The sequence below is a fragment of the Photorhabdus aegyptia genome, from assembly GCF_000612035.1.
Lineage (GTDB): Bacteria > Pseudomonadota > Gammaproteobacteria > Enterobacterales > Enterobacteriaceae > Photorhabdus > Photorhabdus akhurstii.
In genome coordinates this window covers 1-23435 of record NZ_JFGV01000065.1, presented here as the reverse complement: position 1 = coordinate 23435, position 23435 = coordinate 1, and the positions used below count along the sequence as shown (strand labels likewise).

The following is a 23435-nucleotide window of genomic DNA, read 5'->3' as shown; positions in this document are numbered from 1 at the left end:
GAAACAGGAAGGTGAGTTACGATCACTCGTTCAGATAATCGTGACTTGATTTTAGTCTCAGGGGTTCAGGTGACGAAATTTAGCCGCAAATGTCGATGGAAAAGAGCATTATGGATAGTAACAGCATACTCAAAGGCGTGTTCATAGATGCCTAGGTCATTAATGTCACAGTCTTCCTCTAGTATATTGTGAAGTTTTTCATCCGCAGTGGAGTCCGGGAGGACGGCAATAATACGGCCACCTGGCTTTACAACCTGACGAACGTGCGTTACATGCTGTTTCCAGCGACTTTCTGAGTACGGTGGGTTCATCAGTATGCGGTCGAATGGCTCAAACTGTTTCGCAGGTACTTGAAGAAAATCAGCTTGAAGCGTCAGCCAGCGTTCACCGATGCTGAACTCCAGCAAACGTATACCGGCAGGCAGTTTGCATTCATTAACTGTCAAGCGCTGAAGTTCACCGTTAGTGGGGTAAAATTGGTGAGTTTTGTGGTCTACATCTCACCGTTTAATGCGAGGCACTTAAAGGCCTGCGGCCATAAATCCAACTCAAAGATGCTATTTCTGACTTCAGTCGCGTCTGGAGCGCAATGAAAGAGGTGTTGTTATCATCCGGTGCGCCGGTAATAAGGGGTAGTGACCAGCTACCCGAATAACTGGCAGGTCAATCATGATTCCCCCTTAAATATTATCCATCGGGGATGGAGGGTGACAAAATACGGGAGAACGGAGCAGGCTGGTTGTCGAAAGGCAAAAAAAACCCCCGTCCTAACGGGGTATATGAGGTATTTAACCATCTCACTTTGTCTACAGCTCTTGTTTCTGGAGTCCTACTACTCTTTCTCACCGTGTTGCGCCGGTAAAACTATCCCTTTGGATAGAACATCGAATAAGTAGTAAAACTAGAAAGGAACTCAACGAGTATGAGTATTTTTATATAATTGCTAAGGTTATATGAAGTCGAGCAAAAATTCCATATCCATATCTTCAGATTTTCATTTCATTCGTTTCAGGAACAGTCACAGCAGCGTACTTTCCTGATTATGTAGGGAATCTACGCCACATACTGGGCATACAAAAAAGTGAGCAGAAAAGTGATGTTGTGTCAAAATCAGCATGGATATCCCAACAGTACGCATCCGTGATGTCAGGCAAATGGTCAATCCGGTAAAGATTGACTGATTTTTCATTACTTCATAGAGCTTCCAGTGACAGGATGATCCTTTCCGATACTATCTTGAGTATTTCACTGTACGATTCTACCCGGCCATAAATGACTTCCAGTCATAGTGCCTACGGTCATGATGTCTGCTCTGTCATTAAGGCTCATTTCTTCCAGCTTGCTGATCACCTGAGCTACAGGATGAATTACCATATTATGATTAATTTTAAAATTGATGATTAATGATCCACTTTATTGTCATCCTTCAGTATCTTCTGACGAATTTCCACGCCTTGTGTTTCAGGTATAGAAAAACAGCTTTCGGCAGTATGGCCGCAGATATAATAATGGCCGTCATAATGTTGTTGCATTCTCACCTACGTTCCGGGAAAACTGGTGAAAATAGCTTTTACCATAAAGGTGCCTTTTGTGGTGGTCAGATTGTTATTCTCTTTGGTGTAATAGTCAGAAACGCTAATACCTTTCACCAGCTCACCTACATCCCAGCTCTCTTTTACGGTTTTCTGCTTCAGTAAAAGAACACTCAGGCTGGTTAAAATAAAAAGGCCAAGCACTCCCCAGAAAATGACCAGTCGTCGGTTGGCAATCAGGCTTAGATCCACTTCTTTAGACTGGGCCAATTCTTCTGTGGATAGGTTGGACTGGCACCGAGAGCCCTTATTTTGTTTTGTTTTCGGTGATGATCTCATAACTTTCTCTCCCTTCTCGTTTAACAGCCATGCTTAAACTGGCAAGTAGATATATCACCTGAAAATCCGATGGACCATATTGAATGCAATGGAGTATTTGTTCCTTTTACTCTCTGCATCACCATAAATATTCTGACTATAATATTTAGTGTACCGCTGGCGTGCTGGTTTGCCGCATCATACTGCCCTTTGATTGGTTTATCTGGAGGCAGGATCATGCTCAGCTATGTCACTACCGTCGTAGAGGATGGAACTCCCCTACAATTCAGACTTTCAATAACAGACATGCCGTAGATCACGCCATATCTTTAGGTATCAAAACCAATTCCAAACTCTTTAAGTTTTCCGTTAACTTTAGAAGTAGCGGCTGGTTCAGATTCAAGAGACACATACAAATCTTTTTCTTCCACCCGATCTCCAAAAATTATTATTGCCTTACCGCCGTGCTGCTTAGAGGGCCATCGAATTGCCTAAGCATCGGAATTGTCATGATAAATTTTTTCTGCCCAGAGCTGAGTAATATGATAATCCGATGCTCCTGATTCTACTAGTTGGCTTTGAATAATCCCCCATTTCTTCAGTATCCGTGGATTGATATCTACATACTCGATATCTTTTTGTGGAGTAATTTGGCTGTACGCTAAATCATCTAAATAAGATTCCAAAATAGCGCTACATCTTATGCCACTCATAATCCTATGTATAACAATGGGTTGAAGAAGGCTATGTGTAGCAGAATTATGAAACATTATTTAGTTTACCTAGATCAACAGATATACCGGCGCGGTTTAACGGAATTTTTTATCATCAGCCATGACGCGCCTCTTCAGCTTCTTCTTTGGCTGCCATGTAAACATCATTAGGTTGAGTTAATAAAAGATCCTTTGGTTTTTTATCACCGATCCAGCTATTTGGTGTGCCGAATTAGATAACTATTGCCCAAGGGGTCTTCTTGTCCCCAAATAGCTCAATAGCTTTCTTTATCACCGGTAACGGTTGGCCGCTTTCGTCTAGGGCATACGACAGGAAGAGGTCTTTGCCATTAATTGGCAATGCGAATATTTTTTTCGACTTTTTCAAACGATTTGCCGCAGCTCTGGGATTCACTGATTTAGACCCGACTCATTTGCTGAATTCACTTGCAGTCAGCCATTTTGAGTCAGTAATGATCTGATTTTTTAATTTTTCAAGGTGTGTTTCATTACGGGAAGCAAATCCAATTTTTGGAGATGGTTCGGTCATAACAGACCGATGGTTGTTCTTATTGAATATAGTAACAGCGGTCACTGCACTAGCTATTGCCAACTTAATATCATGATAATCAATTGCTCTTGGCAACTTTACTACCACATACTGATCTGCCTCATCAGCAGGAATTTCAGACAAACTGATATGGTTGGCAACATCCTTGTCATTTGATAACTCAATTGAAAGAAAGTCAAAACTAACATTCTCCGATTTGGATTGCGATTTAGTAATCATACTGCCTACATATTGTATCTGCTTGAGTTCGTATTTTGCGTATTTTCGTTATATGGATGATATGGCGTATTTATCTCCGGTAGTGGTGTTCACTCTTGTCTGGTTACGCCACGATCTTGAGAGCTTTAAAAGACGCCTGAAAGCGCTGGAGGAAAAAATTGCCCGTGACGGCATTGAGTTAACTGATCCCCAAATAGCTGCGCTTGAGCGTAAAGTCAGTGATGAGGGCCTATGGTGAAATTGAAACCGCTCATTCCGACTATCTGGGGTCGCAGGACACACTCTATGTTGGTCACCTGAAAAGAGTGGGACGTATTTACCAGCGATGCCTATTCCCAGGCCGCTCACTGCAAGCTGTATCTCACCAAAACCCCTATTACGGCGGCAGACTTACTGAATGCTATTTTACGAGTCTCATGGCCTGCCAGTGCTGAGAATACTGATCGACAGAGAGTAGCATGATTACCCGCTCTATCTTGCGATTAACGACATAGACCATATGAAAAAAAAGCAATGTCACCGCAGACCAACGGTATCTGCCAGCGGTTCCATAAGACGATATTGCAGGCGTTTTACCAGGTAACGTTCCGCAAGAAACTCTACAGCGAGCTCAAAACATTACAGTTAGACCTTGATGAATGACTGTATTATTGCAAACTCATCAGCGGACAATGTGCTGTGGCCGGACGCCATTGGAAACATTACTTGATGGCAAGCATATCTGGGCTGAAAAGAATTTAAGCCAGATGTAATCTGACAGACACCTGTATAAGCCGTAAATTTGCTCCGTTAAAAGAACGGTAACAAACAGCCAAAACTGAAACTTGTACAATTGTCCTGGAAGAGTTGCTCACAAAAACTCAGTTAAAAAATGCGGGTACTTTGATAAAGGAATCACTGAACTAACACTTGTTACCATTCATCATCGTTCCAGCCTTGAGCAATCTGAATGATGTAATGAAAGGCAGACAGTGATGCCTGACTGGATAGAAAGCCGGAACTGGTGCCAGCCTATAAAGCTGACACCTCAGAATGTAGCTTTTCAGCCCTAATAAAACTGTTTGCAGTACTAGAGGTCTTTTAGCGAATTTATAGTGTGTTTTATATCCTTTAGTGCTTGTTTGTATTCCTGATTTCTTTCTTTTAGTGCAATAATTGGATCGCTAGAAATGTTATTTTTGTATAACATCAAAACTTGTTTGGCGAAAAAATCGTCGTCAATATAGAAATAACACTCTGGTACATTCAATATCTTTGCTATCTGACAGGCCGTTTCATACGTAGGAGATATAGATCCTGTTTCATATCTCCCGATTTTTTTCCGCGCTTGTACTGAATCAATGATTCCTAATGCTTTCCCTAGCTCTTGCTGACTTAAGTTTTGTTCCTTTCGTGCCGCTATCAATCGCTTTGGCTTCATATATAAAAAATAAAAATGGTTTTCATGGTTTAATCTTGACTATTTTTTATCACTGTTTCAGAATATGCGATAGACCCACATCATGGGTCTATCCCCATAATGTGGGGCGTATTTAATGGACTATCACATAGATGTATTTTCCTAAGATCACTTTATTCTTTATATTCACCAGGGAATAAACAATATTTACAAAAGTTATTATAACAAAAAGAAATCATTAAATAGAAGGAAGGATCGTTGTGAAAGCTAATTTGAATCAAGACTGGCATCGAGCGGATATCATTGCAGCCCTCAAAAAACAAGGAACAACTCTTTCAGCGGTTTCCCGCAAAGCTGGATTAGCATCATCGACACTAAATAATGCATTACATCGTCCATGGCCAAAGGGAGAAGAATTAATCGCTACTGAATTAGGCTTACATCCATCCGATATTTGGCCGTCACGTCATAAAGGGTAGAAATGGGTGAATTTAAGCCTAACTAGCGACCCAATTACCTGACAATGGCAAGTTGCTAAATAGGGGATGAATATGTTAGAGAGGGAATGGAGTGATTTGACATAAGAAAAGGCCGTTCATTATAACGTCTTACGTATTTTTAGCCATGTTTTACCTGTATTTTAGTGTCGGAATAGACACACTGAGGTTCTAGCAGAGGACTCATTATAATATTATTTGCGACTTTTTAGACCTAGACTGACAATTTTATGTATATTTAATATGTGTTAGTTGAGGGACAGTCTCAATAATTGAATTGCAAGCAATATTTCTGCGCCAAATAATGTGACAGATTTCATCATTCTATACCCGTCATCTTTCAAGTTGCTTCTTTGTTGGCTGCACTCACTCACCCCGGTCGCATAGTTATCTATGCGACCGGGGATTCGCTCCCTTGCCGTCGCGATCCATCTTGAAATCCATTGGGTATATAAGCTAATAGTTTCTCATAGTCTAGAGCAGGATTGAATTTCTGTCTGTCCTCATTCTCCATTAGCTAATTATTGCGAGAAAGTCACCGATAGTCTACCAAGCCCCCCGCTTTAGCAATCTGAAGTGAAACTGAAACGACTCATAGCTATAAAACAACACAATGATACGACCATGAAATGACATCCAACGGGATTTGATTAACTGGATCAGCAAGAACAAACAGCCATAGAAACAACTTGATGAATGAGAGATAAGTATGAAAAGTTATTCATACGCATTTTGTTTATCGTTATCACCACTGATCTGTACAGCAATCTTTCTGTATCAACGAAGAGATGGATCATTGTTGACATAGAGTTCGGATAGGAATTCTCCGTGGTTCGTAGTATCGGGTAGATGGCAAAATTTTCAGACAAAAATAATCCTATTTTCACGGAATTTAAGAGATAACGATTAGTTGCCAGTATTGAACATCTTTTCCATTACCTTCTGACTGCGCTGAATCCAGTCATTGGCGTCATTACAGTTCACATTAGATTCAACAACTTGTCGGGCGGAAGTGTAAACAAAATTGGTATATCCCCCGTTGTTACTGACGAGGAATCGGATACTATTCAGGTAGCTATAAACCGGATCCTGTAAGATAATCGAATCAACCGTAGTGTTCTGCTTGCAGTGTTGCATTCGCATTTTAACGATGTCCTGAGCCACCATAACGCATTCAGGGCATTCTTTTTTCAATTGCAGGTACTGAGCAACCGACTGGCCTGCCACTGGAGAACCATCAGGATTCAATGGTACATTCGCAAAGGCGCTTGCGCAGAACGATGCCCCGGCCAAAGCCAACATCACACCTGTTACTTTTTTCATAAAACTCCCATATATATTCAGCGACTTCCAGCCGGAGACGAAATGATCTTACTATGGTGGTAAAACTGCTCGAAGGAAAAAGCATGACAAAACGTAGTGCATTTTTTATATCATTCATACCATATATGAATAATAGGTATTTCCATAACCGTAACGGAGGAACATTACTACTCAGCATTACAGAAAGATATTTTGTATCTGATCCTTTTTCTGAAGGGACGCCAGCAAAATCTGATGCCATTTACCGGGTTTGAATAAAAGTCGATCCGTAGATTGTCATTGTTAGGACTGAAAGTAATTCATGCGCAGGGCTATTTATTCATAAAAATATTTACCAAAGCCAGAATACCTAACACCTAATAGAACTGAGCTGGAAGTCACTGTGTCTGTGTAACATAAAACAGCAACGGAAAATCGGCGCATTGATATATTTTTAGAAAGTCCATATAAGTTATTTAATAGGCTATTAAAAATGGACCGTGGGTATCCTCTTTTTATTACTTTTCGTGGTGATGATAAGTTAGGAATAGAGTTTTAAACTGGCGTTCGCGTTAATAATAAAGATAGAAAAGTAGATCTGACGGTCTTCAGGGGAAAACGCTGGGGTTCAAGACATTTTCATGAAAAATGTTTATGAGGATTTTCATTTTCTTAAACAGTATGTTGAGGAAGACATAGAACTTGTTATGACAGATATGGAATCTCTCATTTATCCCAAGAGTATAAAGTACGAAATATTAATCCTATGGCATCTCGTAGATATCACTTTATCCAAGCGATTGAGCTTAGTTATGGTGACTTCTGGTTTTTAGAGGTTCAAGGAATAAACTCTGTCAACACGTGATGGTGATAAAACCGACATTCCGCACCGCGTTCGTAATTTGTTGTTTTAATTAAGAATTAACAAGCGAATGAATTTTTTTATACAAACAATTTGAAATCAGTATATTACAGATATAGCTGCGGAATGACAGATAAAAAGGCCTGCTCAAGGCAGGCTGTATATTTATCCTTTTTTCTCGTTATGAGTAAGTACTTTTCCGGGGGCGTGTATCGAACTGTCGTTCATCTGGTGTGAGCGGTGTCCGTAATGTAAGAAACCGGACAGTAACATGGCAATTTTCGGTGAAAAACCACCAAAACTGCGGTTCCATACCTCCTCCACTTGATGATGACGTTATACAGCCAGATAGCGTTTGCTAATTGAGGTAACATTTCGACGTTGGGCCCCCTCATAGCTCTTCTCTTTAACGCTCCGGATGTTACAAACTAGTGATTCGCAACGCGCGAACAAGTGCTCCATGTAACTATCCAGCTGATGGTGTGACCAACTAAACGGGTATGTATCTGTCGTAGTACTAGAAGGCCCGGTTATAATGGTCTTGGCCTCAGCGTTAAGTTGGTAACTACGAAGGCTATAGCCCAATAATTTGCGGCGAATAGATTTTTTCGTAAATTTGCGCATTTTTGAAAAGGAACGCTCCTGATTGATTTGTTTTTTCATATCCCCACCGATTACGATTAACAACGCAGCCTTAGGCCGTAGTATTTCCCTACACAGAACGAAACGTTGAGTATGCCTTTTTATAAAGCTCAGGTTCTTTATCATTTAAGGGGTAAAAAAATTAAGTCAGTACCCATCAGCTACGTTTTGTCTCTTGATTAATAATGTCGAGAGATTGTTGTTTGCTGTCAGTGATAATTTGCATTGCCTCTTCCAGCCATTCGGTATCTTGACCGGCAGATTTCAGTTCGTTGTATCGGCTCTGGAGAGCCATCAAGGCGTCATCAACGCCAGCACAATAGATATCTGTTCTGACAATGTTGGTCAATACCGCTCCCTTCGAAATAGCTACCATGACGTTGGCCATGTCACACACTGTTTTTGCCAGTTCAGGATCTGCTTCCTTCATGGTTTCTAGATCCACATAAGGTAACAAGCTATCAAAGATAAGATGGTTGACATTGTTGATATTCAAAAGATAAAGGTTGTCATTTTCGATGGTGCTATCAGAACTGATACGTTTTGCCAGCGTATCTTGAATGGAAGCGTTATATTTTTGCTGCCAGAGTTCGCACGCTGTAATCATCCATTTTTTAATTTCCGCTTCAGTTCCCTCGGTAGAAGGTATCGAATTGGCTAGTGGCAGCACGTAAGACCACGGAATGATGTTGTCTTCTATCACCACTCCATCGGCTTCGTTCATCAGATCACGTAACTTGAGGATAATTTCACGCATGAGGACATTTTCGGTCAGGATAGTAAATTCCTGCTGGGATGCGCCCAGTAGATCAATATTACGACCTGTCAAAGAGTGTTTATCATTCATGACTGCGCGTCTCCATTTCCGTTGAATGTGGATGTTCAGGGGCTTTTCCATGCCGCATTTGATATAACGCATCAAGATGCTGTTTTTGCTCCCATGCAAGATTTGACCATATTAAGCGGCGGAATACTGATATCAATATTTTTCTCATATTTTCCCTCGTGCGCAGTGGACTGTATTTTTGCTATATTCTCTATTCTGTTGATAAAAAGTGATAATCAAAAATCAAATTACCACTGTATGTTCAGCTGACGAAATTGTCAGACCAATCAGGATTTCACTTAATCAAACCATATTCTTTTTTAATATCAATAAGATCGCCATTTTTTAAGATGACTCCGGGATTTCTAATTTCTTGAGTGCGATTTTCAGTTTTCAGTACAGCTTCCCATTCATTGCGGTAAAATCATTCATCAACCGCTCATCGGTCACTGTAGAATTTGTCAGAGCTTATTCTGGTGTGTTCGGGCTGAAAACATAAAAGCTAATTACCAGTTCCAGAGTTATCATCAGGCCACTGCAAAAATGCACGGAGACCACCGAAAACCCGACAATTGCCGAAAGTGCATATACCAAACATCCGTGAATAAATCAGCAAAGCGTTATTCTGAATGGCTGACAATGTGCTGTATATATCGTTCATGCAAACAAATATTCGATTAGAACTGTTCAAGATAAATATAAGAAAGGCGAAAAAGGATATCTCACCATTGATTGAAAATCACACAATTTTTTTGATTTGTAGAGTGGACTTCTGATTTGAGGTTATTTTCTCAGTGGCCTAACTCCCCCTGCCGTCTTGGGTATAAATATCCTACGTACGGAGTGAGGTTTATACCGCTTGGTCCCTAGTCTGGTCTGGATTTCACGTCAATACCCATTTTCTATTTCAATGACATCAAACGTCCAGCAGCGCCGTTATTTGCTTTCACTTGTACATACGGCAAACCGCAAACGCGGTTGCTGCATACCTTGTTGTATAATACTCAAAATTTACGTTTAGGCTCCGTCTTGGCCGTCAGATATAGCTTATGTCACATACTCATACCTTTTCTTTCGCAATCACTCAGCACCTCCTGCGTGACAGAAGCAGAAGCCCTTCCCTGCGGCTGAGCTCTGTTGTCTCTGCCATCATTAGTACTTTTCCCGGCTGGCATTTACGAGGCCCACTTTCGTTACGGGCTGTATATTTGCGTGCGCCCACGGATCACTCCAGTCTTGGGCGCTTCATTTATCAGCATCAAACTGTCCTGACGGGAATGTTTTTTCAAGAACTAATCTTATCTGTTTTGCGCCGCAGCCAATCTGGGATTTCGTGTCTGGCCGGTGACGGAAAAGTTATTGAGGCAACGTGTTCTCATTATCATTTTTTGACTCAGGAAGCGATTTCACGAGAAAAAAGAGCCCTCACAGCAGTGCCTGCCACTGTGCAGACAGAAAAACGCATTAAGCAATTGGAACAGGGCACTGAAGTATTACGGTACCGACAAGAAAATCATGAAAAAAAGTAAAGATGGCAGCCTACTGCGTATTAATCCAACAGAGCCAGAATCTGTCGTCCAGAAACTCAGGTGGGGAAAGGGATTTTCAACTGCCTATAAACCGTCTATTTTAGTCAACACTGGGCGTATTATCGTCGCCCAGACCGTAGCTCCGTCCAGTGAAACACAGGTTATGGCGGATTTATTGGCGCAGAATTTAAATTTATCGGGATATTACCCGGACACATTGTTATTGGATGCCGGTTATCTCCATGACGCGGTGATTGCTGAGACACAAAAGTATCAAATCCGGCTGTTTTGTCCTGAAAATTCCAACCGACATAGCCACCGAAAAATCTACCCCAAATCGTTATTTATCTATAATGCTGAGCAGGACAGTTACACCTGTTCTACCAATCATCAATTATCCCTGAAAAGTACAGTGGCAGCGCCGGAAAAAACGCGAGGCTATCGGGTTTATGGCAGTAATGTAGTCAAAAAACCCAATGTACACAGGCCAAAGGTGGGAGAAAAATAAAACGCTACCCGGAAGATGAAAAGCGGGATGAACTTCGTTTACATATGGCTAACACTGAGTCAAAATAGATAAGGAAGATAGCCATAGATGCAAAAAACGAACATATATAAGCGTTGGAGTTATTGGAGTATATTCATGTTGTTGTTAAATGGAACATGGTTCTCAACGGGTCAGGCCAAACAAGTTAATTCTCCAGGAGCTTTGGTGCGTGCTTTTCAGCAAGATTATCTAACATGGAATAATCACGCTTTTGCATTACATGACAAACATACTCCAGCATCAGGATGCCTCTGGCGCAGAAATCTTGGTATAGATTGTTAACAAAATACACATTACCAGGTTTTAAGGGGGGAACCGATAGCTTTCAGATCCGACGCAGCCCATGATCCCCTGTGTGAGCAGATCCTGTCGGTAAAAGTACATGACGGCAAGGCTGTGGTAATTACGCGATTCCCGCAAACGTACTACACATCCGTTTATGAGTATCATTTGATGTCGCAACATCATCTTTGATATCTGATGCAGATTTATCTGGTGGATGATAGCGGTAAGTACCCCGGTCTGTAGGAAGAGTTCGTCCGTACCGGGCTTTTTCATCTCCCAATCCGTAAGAAGTTTACCTATGTCTTTGTGTTCATGCTGATTTTTGTAGTATCGATGACCTTGTGGGAATGTGTATTAAAAAAACAGCGTTCTCTATTGAATTATTCAAATTTTTTCAAATGCATATAGACGGTATTTTTTGCGATTCCTAATGTTCGAGAAACAGCAGGTACCGCACCTTTTAGTTTAAAAATTCCATCATTGTAGAGTAGTTCAATAATAGATTTATTTTTCTGTGATGCAGAAATAGATTCTTTTGAGTGTTCAACCTGACTTTTGGCTTTATAGATTGCTTCGCGTATTGTTTCATCAACATCTGTAGCAAAGTTTTCTGTCATAATGATACTCTCATTTTCGTTATGACGGTTGAAAATTTCGCTAAAAAACTTATACATAGGCGTATTTAGGTAAAAATTAATACAGATAAGAGCGATAGGATTTTTATACTCTCCACGGATAAGAATAGTGGATGAGTGTAAAGGCTCATCATTTTTAGTTGTGCCTTGATAGCAAATATAATCTTTCTTTGCTGAGCTATCATTAATTTTGGCGAGCATATTGAGTGCAAGATCCGTAATCGGAGCACCAACATCTCTTCCTGTATAATGACCATTAACTATTTTTATTACCGATTTATCAAGATTGTCCAAACGATGCAGAACAAACTCATAACTGCTTCCAAAATATTCAGAAAGAGCATCCAACATAGAGGAGTATGATGCCAGTATAATCTCATCATTTTGTGATAGTTTAGCGATGGATTTCCTTGTCATTATACCCTCTGGACGTTAATTGGTTTTACATTGTAAGTTTGTTTTTAAATAGAGCTTAAACTTAGTGATTGTACTTAGCAACAATAATCCTTTCAAGACCTTTAGATAATTGTTCTCTAGGGCAACCTAAGTTGAAACGTATAAAGTTATCACCGCCACTACCTAATGTTTTCCCATTTGTGACAATGATATGAGCACTGTTTTCAAAAAAAGAAATTAACTCTGCATTTCTCATATTAAAAGCGCTGAAATCAGCCCACAGAAAATAAGTTGCCTGAGGTTGGTATATTTTGATTTCAGGTAGATGCTGGCTGAAGAATTGCTGGCTAAAACGGTAATTTTCTTCAACATACGCCATGACTTGTTCTGTCCATTCATCACATTCAATACTGAATGCCACTTCAGTTGCTACCTGCCCAAATAATGATCCGCCGTAGAACATATTAGTGCGTTTTTGGGCAGTCAGATATTTTTGTTTAAACTCAGGGTTCTCACTGATAACAAGTGAATGTTTTAACCCAGTCAGGTTAAATGATTTACTTGCTGAAGTAACCGTAATGGTATTCATTGATGAGGCTTTAGAAAGCGAGGCTAAGGGTGTGAAACTTTCACCTTTATATAAAAGACCTGAATAGACTTCATCAGAAATAATGATAATGCCATTTTTAATACAGATATCTTGTAATTTTGTTAGCTCTGTGGCAGTCCAAATTCGCCCCATTGGGTTATGTGGGTTACAGAGAAACAATATTTTTGAGCGTTCAGTGATAGATTTTTCTAGCGTAAAAAAATCAATATCGTAGCTCGGAAATTTTGCCAGCAAAGGCACCTCAACGGGGGTACGTCTATTTACTTCGATAATTTCGGCAAAAATATGATGGACGGGAGTCATATAAAGAACTTCATCACCTTCCGTGGTTAATTCTTGCAGAAGAGCCCCCATCGAAGAGTAGATTCCGACACCATTTTGAATCCACTCTTTTGCTATCTTCCAATTAAATTTCCGCGCATGGTAATTAATGATGGACGCATAATAAGAGGCTGGTTTATCTGGGTAGCCAAAATGTCCTTTTTGCGCGGTTCTCGTTAAGGCATCAATAATAGGCTGCGCTGATTTGAAATCCATATCAGCGGTACCAAAAGGAAGCAGGGAATAATCATTCTTTCTTTCAAATTCAGATTCCCATTTAGCGGTATACAGCCCTTCTCTTGAAAGGTGGGTATCAAAGTTATAATTCATTTTAAACTCCTGTCAGATTGCTGCTCTGAGTGTTAAAGGGCGAATTTCTTGGTTAATTCTGAAGACACCGACTCCCAAATAAGCACAGAGTACGGAGATAAATGGGGTCATGTAACCGATAAATGTATAAGGTGCGTAATCCAGCATACTGACACCGAGAATAGACGAATAATAGAAAGCCGAAACATCCCAGGGAATAATTGAACCTACCATCGTGCCGCTGTCTTCCATTGTTCTACCTAAGACGCAGGGGTGGACATCTCGTTCTTCATAGGACTTGCGAAATGCGACGCCAGGAAGGGTAAGAGTACAATATTGACCCGCACCGCCAAGCATCAGAACCAAACAGGCAATCGTTGTGGAAAGAATCAGTCCACCAGTACTTTTGGCGTATGTTAGTAATTTGTTCATCAGGGTGGATAAAATCCCCTGCTTATCAAGAATACCACTAAACATACCCGCACAAATGCACAGATATACTGTTGAAGCCATACTGATTGCGCCGCCACGGTTTAGTAACTCATCAATACTGGATATGCCACTGCTAATTTTATAGCCGCTAATAGACGCATTAAGCACGCTGGTGAATGAGGTTTTTTGAAAAATCAGCGCACAAACTCCCCCTAATACTATGCCACCGATAAACACTGGAATTGCAGGTTTTCTCATGGCACTTAAAACCAGGACAAACACAGGTGGAATTAACAATATGGGACTGATGTTAAAGTTGGATTTTAGTCCATCAGCGAGTATCACAATACTTTCGACGCTGGTAGCCGCGTGCCCCATATGGGTGAAGCCAAGGTAAGTAAATAATAATAAGCTAATCAACGTTGCAGGAATTGTCGTATTGAGCATGGAAATAATATGATCAATAAGATTAACCCCTGTGTTCGCGGCCGTTAATATTGTCGTTGATGAGATAGGCGACAATTTTTCTCCGACAAGTGCACCAGAGATAATTGCGCCGGCAGTTATCGGCAATGGTATGCCGAGTCCACCAGAAACACCGATCAAAGCTAATCCTACAGTACCCGCTGTCCCCCAAGATGTGCCTATTGTCATCGATGTTATCAAACAGACTAAAAAGGTCAGAGGTAGAAAATAGGTCGGGTTGATAAAGTTAATACCATAGTATAACAAGGTTGGTACACTGCCGGACTCAATCCAGACAGCAATCATCATGCCAACAAGGATCATCATAAAGGTGGCTGAAAATACACGAGCAACACCTTTTAGTGCGGACTCTTGAATATCATCCCATTTATAGCCTAGATAGAGACTGAAAAAGCAAGAAACTACAATGGCAGACAGCAAGGCAACGACAATCGGCGCTCCGTTAAGAACTAATGCAATAACAGTTGATAAGGGAATAAAAAAGCCGCATGCAGCTTTCGTAAAACTCATTTCAATCATAAGAGAGGTATTCTTTGCAGTATTCGTATTCATCGTATGCACTCCATTAAGAACTACAATGTGAAACGCTTTCCGCTAAAGCGATAATTTCGATTTCTATTAAGGCATTTTTGGGTAACTGTTTTACTGCTATGCAGGAACGTGCAGGTTTAGAAACGAAATACTTCTCATACACTGAATTAAATTCTGCAAAATGAGCCATATCAGTAAGAAAACACATTGTTTTGATTACGCTTTCTAGAGAAAGATCGACGGACTTCAAAATAGCCTTGATGTTGGCAATCACCTGTTCAGTCTGTTCAATAATCGTTGTGCCTTGAACGCTACCGGTTATTGGGTTGATCGGAATTTGCCCTGAAAGGTAAATCACATTATTAATTTGTTTTCCCTGGGAATATGGACCGGTTGCTGCTGGCGCATTTTTGGTATCTATAGTTTTAATCATGTTTGTTTCTTCTTAAAAAAATTGAATAAGGGCACTTCAAGATAAAATACTATAGATAGATTTTTATCTATTCAATGGACTAAATTCTATTTTGCAGCAAAGATCAAATTTTAATCGCCATGTGTGTTCTTCGTTAACGTAATTGGCAAATCGTGTCTCAGTTAAAGGTAGGTGGATACCGCCAGTTAGAGGCTGTAATTTAAATTTTGTAATTGCCTGTTTTTGATATAAATAAGGTTTCATAATTGTGCTACACCTATTTTTTGTCTTCCTGGCTTTTGCTGTGATGAAAACGATGCCAAAAAGGCATCAACATAATTAAGCAATTGCCACATAAATTGACAACCATGATTTCGCGTTATTGTCTCATGGAACGATTGCCATAACCGTTCTATTCCTGCAATCGCTCTTACCTGACCATTAAAAGATTATGGGATTATGTACTCGTTTAAATCCACCTCATCATTTCTACATGATGAAAGCAATAATGCCATTGCCGTAAAAATGGCAATGGGGAGAATCCTCCCCATTGAAATCATTTAGTTTCTTCTTTCTTGTTACTTACATTGCTAAGCATTTCAGTAACAGCGGCTTTGGCTTTGCTTTCTATGCGCTCCCGTTCAGCGGCAACATCAACATTGCCAGTACGGGCTGCTAACGACTTTCACAGTAGAACGCACATCCTCACAAGTGATTGAGGAGTCATAGCGCTGAAATGCCCTAGTCGTTACGGATAAGGCCGCCTCTTCTCCATAATCGTATTTAAGCTTATCATACTCACTCAACTCATGAGTTGCCCGAGCAGTACCAGTGCTATCAGTACCTTTTTTCTTTTTACCTGCCATGTTGACCTCCTTAGTGGGCTTTGGACATAGCAGATAGATCTTTGGGAGAACTTTGAAAAAAAATCAATAGCTGATGGATGGAAGTCTTTTGGTGTTCTGGATGAACAATCAAATGCAAATAGCATAAAAAAGAGCGCCATTTACGGCACTCACATTTTTATATATACCCGTCATCTTTCAAGTTACCTCTTTGTTGGCTGCACTCGCTCACCCCGGTAACATAGTTATCTATGCTCCCGGGGATTCACTCCCTCTAAAGGCTCGGCGAGATCACCCTACACCACACTCTCCCAGCATAACTGTATGGCTGAAATTTACGAGGCTTGTTCAGGTTCACTTGCGTTACGGGCTGCATACTTGCGCGCACCCACAGTCTGGGTCAGGGGTCACGTTTATCCGGCGTTGCTCCCGTGTTTCAGTCACCATCCACACGTACGCCATAGCTACGCAGTCAAATCAACCAACTACTGCGGCAGGACTTTCACCTGCAAGACACTGAGCAGCTTAGCGAACCGCTCAAAATGGAATTTCATCAGCATCCATTTCCATTGGTAGCTTATTGCTCTGTGGAGCAAAAGATTGAGCCGAACGTGAAGGAGCGCTACCACCGCTGAATTGCTGAGATTGCTGCTGTGGCTGTCTCCAACCGCTGCCTTGCGGTTGACTATCTTGGAAACTGCCACCACCAGCACGACTACCCAACATTTGCATGGTACCGCCCATGTTTACCACGACTTCTGTGGTGTAACGCTCCTGACCGTTCTGATCCTGCCATTTACGAGTTTGCAGAGAACCTTCAATATAAACCTGTGAACCTTTACGTAAGTATTCACCCGCGACTTCAGCCAGTTTGCCAAACAAAACAACCCGGTGCCATTCAGTCTTCTCTTTCATTTCACCGGTCTGCTTATCGCGCCAGCTTTCAGAAGTCGCCAGAGTAATGTTAGTCACTGCACCGCCATTTGACATATAGCGGACTTCCGGGTCTTGCCCTAGGTTACCAATTAAAATAACTTTGTTTATACCTCTGCTGGACATATAGCCTCCGATAAAAAAGTAAATTCGATGCTTGATACCCTCTATGTTACGGAAGCCATCCAGCTGACGAATAACCTATAGCCATCTTTTTTCAAAAATCATCTTACGGTTTGATTTGGAATGTAAGAATATGAGACACCCATTTATCATGTAAGCGAAAATGGCTGCAAAATAGTGCCCTTTCAAAAGGCAAAAAGATGCCCGGGTGAACCAGGCAAAGGTGATCATTATGCCAGCTTAAGCCAGTGCATGTTGTTCGAAATGATAATATTCATCACGGCTATTTGGAATTAAATTCATGCTGAGGCTTTCGTTCGTTTCCTGAACTTTTTGTTAGTCAGCACGAATTCTGCTGCGTATCGGTTTTTTTGCATGTTGACCGCTTCCGGTGACCGGAAATGAAAGCTGATTGGTTCAATACCGTTTGCCCCTTCCCTGACTATCCTTTGAAAAAGTGTTCTTTTTCTGCTGCCGAAATATAATCATTACTGGAGTGGGCTTTGATTTTTTTATCACACCACTTCATCGAATCCTTAGTCTTCTTAATCGCAACCTGTATAACCATAGCTCATAGTTTCGTAGTACGAATATCCCCATAGGGGTTGTAATACGTAGGGACAAAAGTAACTCCGTACACTCGGAGCCTTATTGCTTGGCTTTATTTTAATGGAGGTCACGCCCAGGATTTTGTAGTACAGAAAAACCATTCTATTCTTATCTGCTGGGGTATTCCTTTTCTTACAAACACTCGTTATACCAACCTTGATCTAAGATACTGACGTTGGGTATTTTTCGTTTTCACTATCTACATCAGTATCTGTTGTAACCCTCCAGAATCGCTGTTTATGGGCATAGTCAGATGTGAGCAAATTGCGGTATGTGGTATTTATACATCGTCAACATTTCCTGATTGTTTAAGCTGAAGTCATTATTATGTAGATGAAAAGTACGATGAATTGGTCTGGTGACAAAAAAAGCCCAGGGTTTGCCGGGCAATAGAAGATATTACTGAATGGAATTCCAAATTGAATGTATTGATTTCGTTTTATTTACTATCTCAGCCGATACCGAGATAGTTGTCTGAATTATTGAGAGAGTGTTTTTGCGAGTTTTTGTGCTTCCTCCAGATAATCCAACCGATCAATCAATATGTGTTGGTTACCGTGCGCATCCGTGGCATACACGCACCAAAACAGCACATTTCCTTCAGGGGCTGTATAATTTTCCAGTTCCGTATCCTGAATATCAATGACACGCCCGAGTTGATCCAATGGTGCAACGCCGAATTTTGTATACTGAGCATTCTTACCCAATGGTAGGGTTTTATCCACAAACTGGCGCAAATGAAAGAGGTCTTCTTCACAGCTTAGCGCAGCCACACGATCCAGTTGAGGAATGTGATCAAGAATTTCACGGGTTCCGTCACTATTGCCGGTTTGCCGTAGTAGCACTGATGCAGCCCAGACTGCACCGGTGTAAAAGGCTGGATCTGCATGGTTTTTTGTATTCGTCATTTCATGACTCCTAATTTTGGGGATTTTTTAAAACCGTTACTCCCATATGCGCGGAAATACTCAGTGAAGCCTTTATCACTTTCCCGGGTGGCTGCTTCGGCCTTTGCATTCGCTTCTTTCATATCGTGCTCTGCGATGGTTTTACTTAGGTCCATATAGTGTTTCACATTTGCTTCAGACGGCTTTGTGAGCATATCCTGATAAGCCTGTTCATATCTCTCGACCAGTGACAGGCCAAGCCTTATTGAATTGCAACCACTTAACAGTAAAATCGCGGGTAAACAAAAAAGATACTTTCTCATGTCATTACTTTAATATTCGAGCGATTATGTGGGATCTCATTGCATAAAAACAGCCATTAGAGATGACTCTGTTTATTAACAATCGAACCAGCCGATAATAGCGCCCCTGTGTTTACCAGTCCGCCTACAACCTGAGAAACATCAGCTGGAATAGCAATGACTTTACTGTTATCGCTATCGCTGGTGGACAGCGTGCCCAGCATATTAATGTAGTTGGTTGCTAACTGGAACATTAGGGCTTTCTCACCACTGGGTTTAGAAATAGATTCTGATAGTGTTTTGTTGGCCTTTCGCTGACCTTCAGCAAGCGCCCGAATAGTATCTGCTTCGAGACGAGAGGATTCCAGTTTCTCCTATGAATCAAAAATCTTATTCTCACGTTCAGCAGCTGCCTGTTACTCCATAGAATCACGCATGGATTCAGACGGCATGATGTCCTAAATATCAACGATACGCAGGATAAGACCCCAGTCCATGCTAGCGTGTAACTTAACAGCTAGCTGGTCGCGATTAGACAGAGTTTCATCTAGCTCCATACCACCTACGACATTTCGAATCGTTGTCATCACCAAATTTTTCACGGTCGACACATAGTTTTCCACGCCATAAGCTGCTCTCTGTGGATCTGCAATACGAATGAAGCAGATAGCATTGACTCTCAATACTGCGTTATCATGCGTAATGCCATCGATATTCTTGATTTCGACCAGCTGACCTTTAGCCGACATATTATAAGCCACCACATCTAGAAACGGGATTAGAATATTCAGCCCCAAGGCTCAGTACCGTGTGAGATTTACCTAAACGTTCGATGATCCACTGGTCTGATTGAGGAACAATGAGAACACATTTATATAAGGTAACTAACATAAACAGAACGATTAAATCTAACGCGATTAGTCCGAACACATTAATTCACTCCTATAGAGATTTTAACAGTGGCTACTTTCACAATACTATTTTTCGCTCTCAGTCGCATTACTTACTAAAGACAAGTAATGCTCCGCTTCGGGGCGCATCAACTTTGTCGCTTGTCCGGCATTGTACTTCCACCGAAAAATTTATAATGCTAATGTACGTATACATTAGCATTGTGAGCTGTTATGGATAGTCGGCAATTTGCGACGCTTTAACTCACAGGGAGTTGTACCCACGAATACGACACAACGTGATGTGCTGGAAAATCAGAATGAAAATTATTGGCATAGTGTAGAAGCTATCAGTTTATTGGCCGCTATCGCTGGATTATTCCATGATTTTGGTAAAGCTAATGCGTTATTCCAGCAAGGTTTACAGGGTGATGGGAAGTTTCACCCGTACCGGCATGAGTGGGTATCTCTGCGGCTGTTTCAGGCATTTGTTGATAAGCAAAATGATAAGGAATGGTTGATTTCGTTAAGTCAGATTGAGCCTAGTGATGAGGATAAGATTCTTTCCCGTTTGGTTAAGGATGGTATCGATAAAAAATATACAAACCCTTTTACTGATTTACCGCCATTGGCAACCACTGTCGCTTGGCTAATCCTCTCTCATCATCGTCTTCCTATTTATCCTTCTCACCGTAATTATTCAAACGAGCCACAACTGGAATATATTGATAATTGGTTGAAGCACTTAGAACCGTCATGGAATTCAGTCAACATGGATAATAAGGACTGGAGTAATCTGGATAAGCGTGATGTCTGGACATTCCCAAATGGTACACCTATCCACAGTCAGACTTGGTGTCAGAAAGCCCAAAATTTTGCGCGAAGAGCGCTGCAATCAACGTCATTATCGCAATATGGCAATCTGAACCAGCGTTTCATTAGCCATATGTCCCGGTTGGTTTTAATACTGGCCAATCATCATTATTCATTATTGCCTGCCACTCTTGGCTGGCAGGATATTAACTATGATGTTTTTGCCAACACCGAGAGAACCACCGGTAAGTGTAAGCAGCGATTAGATGAACACAGTATTGGTGTTGGACAGAATGCTTTATTACTGGGACAAAGTTTGCCGCATATTCGTAAAACGCTGCCTGCGATTACCCGGCATAAAGGATTTAAGCAACGCAGTAAAGCTGAAAAATACCGTTGGCAGGATCAGGCGTTCGATGTTGCGTGTGCTTTACGCGAACGTTCAGTAGAACAGGTTTTTTTTGGCATTAATATGGCTTCTACTGGGTGTGGTAAAACGTTTGCGAATGCACGCATCATGTATGGATTAGCGGATGAAAAACAAGGATGCCGTTTTTCTATTGCTTTGGGATTACGAACATTAACGTTACAAACCGGTGATACATTACGTAAAAGATTGCATCTGGAAGAAGACGAACTGGCGGTGCTTATTGGCTCTCAGGCAGTGAAAGAGTTGCATCAACTTCGTCAAGAGGCGCTTGAGCCTGATGTGGGTAGTATATCTGCGGAAGCGTTATTTGCAGAACATCAATATGTTAGTTATGACGGTAGCTTAGATAATGGGCGTCTGAGTCATTGGCTACGTAAAGATAATAAACTTAATCAGTTGTTTAGCGCACCTGTGTTGGTCGCGACCATCGACCATTTAATTCCGGCTACTAGGGTATTCATGGGGGAAAGCAAATTGCCCCCATGCTGAGATTACTCTCTTCTGATTTAGTGTTAGGTGAGCCTGATGATTTTGATATTGACGATTTACCGGCTTTATGCCGACTGGTGAACTGGGCCGGATTGCTCGGTTCGCGGGTATTGCTTTCATCCGCCACATTGCCGCCAGCGCTCACTCAGGCATTGTTCAACGCTTATCGGGCTGGGCGCCAGGATTACCAGTTAGCATGTGGTCAACCCGGTGCCCCGGTGAATATCTGTTGTGCCTGGTTCGATGAATATAATGTTGCGCAACTGGATGTTACTAATGCGCAGCAGTTTAAAGATCAACATGATGCCTTTGTCGTCAAGCGCATGGGCGGTTTGGAAGAACAGGTGCTATTACGTCAGGCAAAATTGGTGCCTATAACGGTTAAGGATTATAATGCGGAGGCCGTAATTCAGGCTATGGCAAAGGTAATGTATCGCTCTATGTTGAAATTACGGAGGAAACATTATCAGCGCCATCCATCAGGTAAAACTGTTTCTATTGGCTTAATTCGTATGGCAAATATTGATCCATTGGTTGCTGTGGCGCAGAGGTTATTACAGATACCAGTCCCTGAAAATGTGCATATTCATTATTGCGTTTATCACAGTCAGCATCCTATGGCGATACGTTCTCATCTTGAGCATCGATTGGATTCCACGCTGATACGTTACGATAAAGAGGCGTTGTGGCAAGTGGCAGAAATCCGCAGAGCGTTAGAAGAGACACCGGAAAGGCATCATATTTTTGTGGTAATTGCGACCTCTATTGCTGAAATTGGCCGTGATCATGATTATGACTGGATTATTGCTGAACCCAGTTCAATGTGTTCGTTGATAAAACTTGCTGGACTTATTCAACGTCACCGACAAAGACAGCCGCAGGAGCCAAATCTGTATATTCTGGCGAAAAACTATGAGGCACTTAAAGTGGTTAATTTAATACGTCCGGTTTATTGTCGGCCAGGGTTTGAATCGGAAGAGTACTGCCTTGTTAGTCATGATTTAGAAGAGTTATTAGAACATGACGAATATGAGCTAATCAGTTCGTTGCCAAGGATCTTGGAACGCGATAATGCTGGAGAGGGTCCACCTTTTAGAAATTTGGCCGATCTTGAACACAGACGTTTGTGGAAGGAACTTCAAGGTGATCCTGATAATGAATTTCGTTACTGCGCTGCCCTTTGGTGGCGGAATGGACAAGCTTCATGGTGTGCGGAGCTACAACGTCGTAAACAGTTTCGTCAGTCTGAACCCGATGAGTTACATTATCTATTGCTTGAAGAAGAGGGGAAAACAGCGACGCTTATGGTGTTGGACAACGACCCGGCAGGAATTAAAGAAAGTCGATATTTTTATGAATCAGAATTATCGCTTGCGCCGGGTGTGAGTATCTGGATTGAACTTGATATTGAAGCGATTTATCAGCGTTTGGCCGATACTTATCAGATAGAGTTAAAGGATGCCAGTTTACGTTTTGGTGAGATTTGTCTTAGGAAAAAAGATGACAACGAAATATGGTGTTATCATCCGTTTTTGGGGTTCTATGTCGAACCGCCTCAATGATACCGGCATTATCAAGCACCGGCTTTAACTGCTTTGGGTTGAGCAAATCAGCTACATGGAAAAATCACAATGTTAATGTACGCATACATTAGCATTCAGACCGCTGACAAACCTCGTTATTTTTAACGAGGTTTGTTCCTTTCATTATGAATCATAATGCCATCCATTTTCCTCATTA

General features: G+C 41.4%; 27 protein-coding genes and 3 pseudogenes. 7 read left to right on the top strand and 23 right to left on the bottom strand.

Annotated features, from left to right (window positions below; translation table 11 throughout):
* Positions 1-65 precede the first annotated feature (65 nt).
* The 7 genes from BA1DRAFT_RS17380 to BA1DRAFT_RS21385 form a co-directional block, all read right to left on the bottom strand.
* On the bottom strand, positions 66-446 hold the full coding sequence (locus BA1DRAFT_RS17380; protein WP_036781724.1) for a class I SAM-dependent methyltransferase: 381 nt from the start codon (positions 444-446) through the stop codon (positions 66-68).
* Positions 447-1018: 572 nt separating this feature from the next.
* Positions 1019-1189 carry a hypothetical protein gene (locus BA1DRAFT_RS23600; protein WP_160170016.1) on the bottom strand — a complete coding sequence of 57 codons (171 nt, stop codon included), beginning with the start codon at positions 1187-1189 and terminating at the stop codon, positions 1019-1021.
* Between the two features lie 211 nt (positions 1190-1400).
* Entirely contained in the window at positions 1401-1532 is a 132-nt protein-coding gene (locus BA1DRAFT_RS24405; protein WP_268747243.1) for a hypothetical protein, read from the bottom strand.
* A gap of 6 nt (positions 1533-1538) precedes the next feature.
* Positions 1539-1871 (bottom strand): hypothetical protein, encoded by a 333-nt coding sequence (locus tag BA1DRAFT_RS17375; RefSeq protein ID WP_036781723.1) that lies wholly within the window; start codon positions 1869-1871, stop codon positions 1539-1541.
* 470 nt (positions 1872-2341) lie between these two features.
* Complete coding sequence (locus BA1DRAFT_RS21395; protein ID WP_152544341.1) at positions 2342-2563, bottom strand: RES family NAD+ phosphorylase; 222 nt, start codon at positions 2561-2563, stop codon at positions 2342-2344.
* Positions 2564-2795: 232 nt separating this feature from the next.
* A complete protein-coding gene (locus BA1DRAFT_RS21390) occupies positions 2796-2978 on the bottom strand; it encodes a hypothetical protein (protein WP_051560840.1) in 183 nt (60 codons plus the stop codon).
* 15 nt (positions 2979-2993) lie between these two features.
* Positions 2994-3353 carry a hypothetical protein gene (locus tag BA1DRAFT_RS21385; protein ID WP_051560839.1) on the bottom strand — a complete coding sequence of 120 codons (360 nt, stop codon included), beginning with the start codon at positions 3351-3353 and terminating at the stop codon, positions 2994-2996.
* Between the two features lie 63 nt (positions 3354-3416).
* Between BA1DRAFT_RS21385 and BA1DRAFT_RS22750 the strand changes: the two are divergent.
* Positions 3417-4105: pseudogene (locus tag BA1DRAFT_RS22750) on the top strand (transposase family protein); the annotation flags it as partial.
* 317 nt (positions 4106-4422) lie between these two features.
* Here BA1DRAFT_RS22750 and BA1DRAFT_RS17355 read toward each other — a convergent pair.
* The gene (locus tag BA1DRAFT_RS17355) at positions 4423-4758 is read right to left on the bottom strand and encodes a helix-turn-helix domain-containing protein (RefSeq protein ID WP_235201141.1); all 336 of its coding nucleotides are present in this window, start codon (positions 4756-4758) and stop codon (positions 4423-4425) included.
* A gap of 254 nt (positions 4759-5012) precedes the next feature.
* On the opposite strand from BA1DRAFT_RS17355, the gene BA1DRAFT_RS17350 reads away from it, so the two are divergent.
* On the top strand, positions 5013-5231 hold the full coding sequence (locus tag BA1DRAFT_RS17350; protein ID WP_051560838.1) for a helix-turn-helix domain-containing protein: 219 nt from the start codon (positions 5013-5015) through the stop codon (positions 5229-5231).
* 924 nt (positions 5232-6155) lie between these two features.
* Here BA1DRAFT_RS17350 and BA1DRAFT_RS17345 read toward each other — a convergent pair.
* Positions 6156-6572, bottom strand: a complete 417-nt coding sequence (locus BA1DRAFT_RS17345) for a hypothetical protein (RefSeq protein ID WP_036781722.1) — start codon at positions 6570-6572, stop codon at positions 6156-6158.
* 83 nt (positions 6573-6655) lie between these two features.
* Between BA1DRAFT_RS17345 and BA1DRAFT_RS23595 the strand changes: the two genes are divergently transcribed.
* Positions 6656-6826 carry a hypothetical protein gene (locus tag BA1DRAFT_RS23595; protein ID WP_160170015.1) on the top strand — a complete coding sequence of 57 codons (171 nt, stop codon included), beginning with the start codon at positions 6656-6658 and terminating at the stop codon, positions 6824-6826.
* A 1386-nt stretch (positions 6827-8212) separates the two neighbouring features.
* Here BA1DRAFT_RS23595 and BA1DRAFT_RS17330 read toward each other — a convergent pair.
* Positions 8213-8902, bottom strand: coding sequence for a hypothetical protein (locus BA1DRAFT_RS17330; RefSeq protein ID WP_036781719.1), 690 nt, complete (start codon positions 8900-8902; stop codon positions 8213-8215).
* A complete protein-coding gene (locus BA1DRAFT_RS23590) occupies positions 8895-9050 on the bottom strand; it encodes a hypothetical protein (protein ID WP_160170014.1) in 156 nt (51 codons plus the stop codon). Before BA1DRAFT_RS23590 ends, BA1DRAFT_RS17330 begins: the two co-directional genes overlap by 8 nt.
* A gap of 880 nt (positions 9051-9930) precedes the next feature.
* Between BA1DRAFT_RS23590 and BA1DRAFT_RS17325 the strand changes: the two genes are divergently transcribed.
* The 3 genes from BA1DRAFT_RS17325 to BA1DRAFT_RS22745 all read left to right on the top strand — a co-directional run bounded on the left by BA1DRAFT_RS17325 (position 9931) and on the right by BA1DRAFT_RS22745 (position 11239).
* Complete coding sequence (locus BA1DRAFT_RS17325) at positions 9931-10410, top strand: hypothetical protein (RefSeq protein WP_036781718.1); 480 nt, start codon at positions 9931-9933, stop codon at positions 10408-10410.
* A complete protein-coding gene (locus BA1DRAFT_RS17320; protein ID WP_036781717.1) occupies positions 10397-10918 on the top strand; it encodes a transposase in 522 nt (173 codons plus the stop codon). The genes BA1DRAFT_RS17325 and BA1DRAFT_RS17320 overlap by 14 nt, the downstream gene beginning before the upstream one ends.
* Before the next feature lie 135 nt (positions 10919-11053).
* A complete protein-coding gene (locus tag BA1DRAFT_RS22745; protein ID WP_036781716.1) occupies positions 11054-11239 on the top strand; it encodes a hypothetical protein in 186 nt (61 codons plus the stop codon).
* A 383-nt stretch (positions 11240-11622) separates the two neighbouring features.
* Here BA1DRAFT_RS22745 and BA1DRAFT_RS17305 read toward each other — a convergent pair whose 3' ends face one another.
* The 12 genes and pseudogenes from BA1DRAFT_RS17305 to BA1DRAFT_RS23825 form a co-directional block, all read right to left on the bottom strand.
* Positions 11623-12294, bottom strand: a complete 672-nt coding sequence (locus tag BA1DRAFT_RS17305; RefSeq protein WP_036781714.1) for a helix-turn-helix transcriptional regulator — start codon at positions 12292-12294, stop codon at positions 11623-11625.
* A 61-nt stretch (positions 12295-12355) separates the two neighbouring features.
* Positions 12356-13534, bottom strand: a complete 1179-nt coding sequence (locus tag BA1DRAFT_RS17300) for a MalY/PatB family protein (RefSeq protein ID WP_051560837.1) — start codon at positions 13532-13534, stop codon at positions 12356-12358.
* A 12-nt stretch (positions 13535-13546) separates the two neighbouring features.
* Positions 13547-14983 (bottom strand): Na+/H+ antiporter NhaC, encoded by a 1437-nt coding sequence (gene nhaC, locus BA1DRAFT_RS17295; RefSeq protein WP_200868798.1) that lies wholly within the window; start codon positions 14981-14983, stop codon positions 13547-13549.
* Between the two features lie 13 nt (positions 14984-14996).
* Positions 14997-15395, bottom strand: coding sequence for a RidA family protein (locus tag BA1DRAFT_RS17290; RefSeq protein ID WP_036781713.1), 399 nt, complete (start codon positions 15393-15395; stop codon positions 14997-14999).
* A gap of 239 nt (positions 15396-15634) precedes the next feature.
* A pseudogene (locus BA1DRAFT_RS22250) lies at positions 15635-15790 on the bottom strand (IS630 family transposase); the annotation flags it as partial.
* Between the two features lie 237 nt (positions 15791-16027).
* Positions 16028-16240 carry a hypothetical protein gene (locus BA1DRAFT_RS17285; protein WP_036781712.1) on the bottom strand — a complete coding sequence of 71 codons (213 nt, stop codon included), beginning with the start codon at positions 16238-16240 and terminating at the stop codon, positions 16028-16030.
* A 516-nt stretch (positions 16241-16756) separates the two neighbouring features.
* Positions 16757-17278, bottom strand: a complete 522-nt coding sequence (locus BA1DRAFT_RS17280; RefSeq protein WP_036781711.1) for a single-stranded DNA-binding protein — start codon at positions 17276-17278, stop codon at positions 16757-16759.
* A 1085-nt stretch (positions 17279-18363) separates the two neighbouring features.
* A complete protein-coding gene (locus BA1DRAFT_RS21380) occupies positions 18364-18792 on the bottom strand; it encodes a hypothetical protein (protein WP_051560836.1) in 429 nt (142 codons plus the stop codon).
* The gene (locus BA1DRAFT_RS17270; protein ID WP_036781710.1) at positions 18789-19094 is read right to left on the bottom strand and encodes a lipoprotein; all 306 of its coding nucleotides are present in this window, start codon (positions 19092-19094) and stop codon (positions 18789-18791) included. Before BA1DRAFT_RS17270 ends, BA1DRAFT_RS21380 begins: the two co-directional genes overlap by 4 nt.
* Before the next feature lie 56 nt (positions 19095-19150).
* Positions 19151-19327 carry a hypothetical protein gene (locus BA1DRAFT_RS23585; RefSeq protein ID WP_160170013.1) on the bottom strand — a complete coding sequence of 59 codons (177 nt, stop codon included), beginning with the start codon at positions 19325-19327 and terminating at the stop codon, positions 19151-19153.
* Between the two features lie 204 nt (positions 19328-19531).
* Positions 19532-19822 (bottom strand): paraslipin, encoded by a 291-nt coding sequence (locus BA1DRAFT_RS22730; protein ID WP_036781709.1) that lies wholly within the window; start codon positions 19820-19822, stop codon positions 19532-19534.
* A gap of 1 nt (position 19823) precedes the next feature.
* Positions 19824-20003: a hypothetical protein gene (locus BA1DRAFT_RS23825; RefSeq protein ID WP_152544340.1), complete on the bottom strand. Its 180-nt coding sequence runs from the start codon at positions 20001-20003 to the stop codon at positions 19824-19826.
* Positions 20004-20189: 186 nt separating this feature from the next.
* Here BA1DRAFT_RS23825 and cas3f point away from each other — a divergent pair.
* Positions 20190-23257 (top strand): annotated as a pseudogene (cas3f, locus tag BA1DRAFT_RS17260) (type I-F CRISPR-associated helicase Cas3f); the annotation flags it as partial.
* Between the last annotated feature and the right edge of the window lie 178 nt (positions 23258-23435).

What these genes read in the sequence shown, in the direction of transcription:
- BA1DRAFT_RS22745 (WP_036781716.1), top strand. Translation starts at nt 11,054, where the DNA reads ATGTTGTTGTTAAATGGAACATGGTTCTCAACGGGTCAGGCCAAACAA.
- BA1DRAFT_RS21385 (WP_051560839.1), bottom strand. Translation starts at nt 3,353, where the DNA reads ATGATTACTAAATCGCAATCCAAATCGGAGAATGTTAGTTTTGACTTT.
- BA1DRAFT_RS17280 (WP_036781711.1), bottom strand. Translation starts at nt 17,278, where the DNA reads ATGTCCAGCAGAGGTATAAACAAAGTTATTTTAATTGGTAACCTAGGG.
- BA1DRAFT_RS21380 (WP_051560836.1), bottom strand. Translation starts at nt 18,792, where the DNA reads ATGACGAATACAAAAAACCATGCAGATCCAGCCTTTTACACCGGTGCA.
- nhaC (WP_200868798.1), bottom strand. Translation starts at nt 14,983, where the DNA reads ATGAATACGAATACTGCAAAGAATACCTCTCTTATGATTGAAATGAGT.
- BA1DRAFT_RS17270 (WP_036781710.1), bottom strand. Translation starts at nt 19,094, where the DNA reads ATGAGAAAGTATCTTTTTTGTTTACCCGCGATTTTACTGTTAAGTGGT.
- BA1DRAFT_RS17320 (WP_036781717.1), top strand. Translation starts at nt 10,397, where the DNA reads ATGAAAAAAAGTAAAGATGGCAGCCTACTGCGTATTAATCCAACAGAG.
- BA1DRAFT_RS24405 (WP_268747243.1), bottom strand. Translation starts at nt 1,532, where the DNA reads ATGCAACAACATTATGACGGCCATTATTATATCTGCGGCCATACTGCC.
- BA1DRAFT_RS17325 (WP_036781718.1), top strand. Translation starts at nt 9,931, where the DNA reads ATGTCACATACTCATACCTTTTCTTTCGCAATCACTCAGCACCTCCTG.
- BA1DRAFT_RS17330 (WP_036781719.1), bottom strand. Translation starts at nt 8,902, where the DNA reads ATGAATGATAAACACTCTTTGACAGGTCGTAATATTGATCTACTGGGC.
- BA1DRAFT_RS17290 (WP_036781713.1), bottom strand. Translation starts at nt 15,395, where the DNA reads ATGATTAAAACTATAGATACCAAAAATGCGCCAGCAGCAACCGGTCCA.
- BA1DRAFT_RS22730 (WP_036781709.1), bottom strand. Translation starts at nt 19,822, where the DNA reads ATGTCGGCTAAAGGTCAGCTGGTCGAAATCAAGAATATCGATGGCATT.
- BA1DRAFT_RS23595 (WP_160170015.1), top strand. Translation starts at nt 6,656, where the DNA reads ATGACAAAACGTAGTGCATTTTTTATATCATTCATACCATATATGAAT.
- BA1DRAFT_RS21395 (WP_152544341.1), bottom strand. Translation starts at nt 2,563, where the DNA reads ATGAGTGGCATAAGATGTAGCGCTATTTTGGAATCTTATTTAGATGAT.
- BA1DRAFT_RS17285 (WP_036781712.1), bottom strand. Translation starts at nt 16,240, where the DNA reads ATGGCAGGTAAAAAGAAAAAAGGTACTGATAGCACTGGTACTGCTCGG.
- BA1DRAFT_RS17300 (WP_051560837.1), bottom strand. Translation starts at nt 13,534, where the DNA reads ATGAATTATAACTTTGATACCCACCTTTCAAGAGAAGGGCTGTATACC.
- BA1DRAFT_RS17345 (WP_036781722.1), bottom strand. Translation starts at nt 6,572, where the DNA reads ATGAAAAAAGTAACAGGTGTGATGTTGGCTTTGGCCGGGGCATCGTTC.
- BA1DRAFT_RS17305 (WP_036781714.1), bottom strand. Translation starts at nt 12,294, where the DNA reads ATGACAAGGAAATCCATCGCTAAACTATCACAAAATGATGAGATTATA.
- BA1DRAFT_RS23600 (WP_160170016.1), bottom strand. Translation starts at nt 1,189, where the DNA reads ATGAAAAATCAGTCAATCTTTACCGGATTGACCATTTGCCTGACATCA.
- BA1DRAFT_RS17375 (WP_036781723.1), bottom strand. Translation starts at nt 1,871, where the DNA reads ATGAGATCATCACCGAAAACAAAACAAAATAAGGGCTCTCGGTGCCAG.
- BA1DRAFT_RS23585 (WP_160170013.1), bottom strand. Translation starts at nt 19,327, where the DNA reads ATGTTCCAGTTAGCAACCAACTACATTAATATGCTGGGCACGCTGTCC.
- BA1DRAFT_RS23590 (WP_160170014.1), bottom strand. Translation starts at nt 9,050, where the DNA reads ATGAGAAAAATATTGATATCAGTATTCCGCCGCTTAATATGGTCAAAT.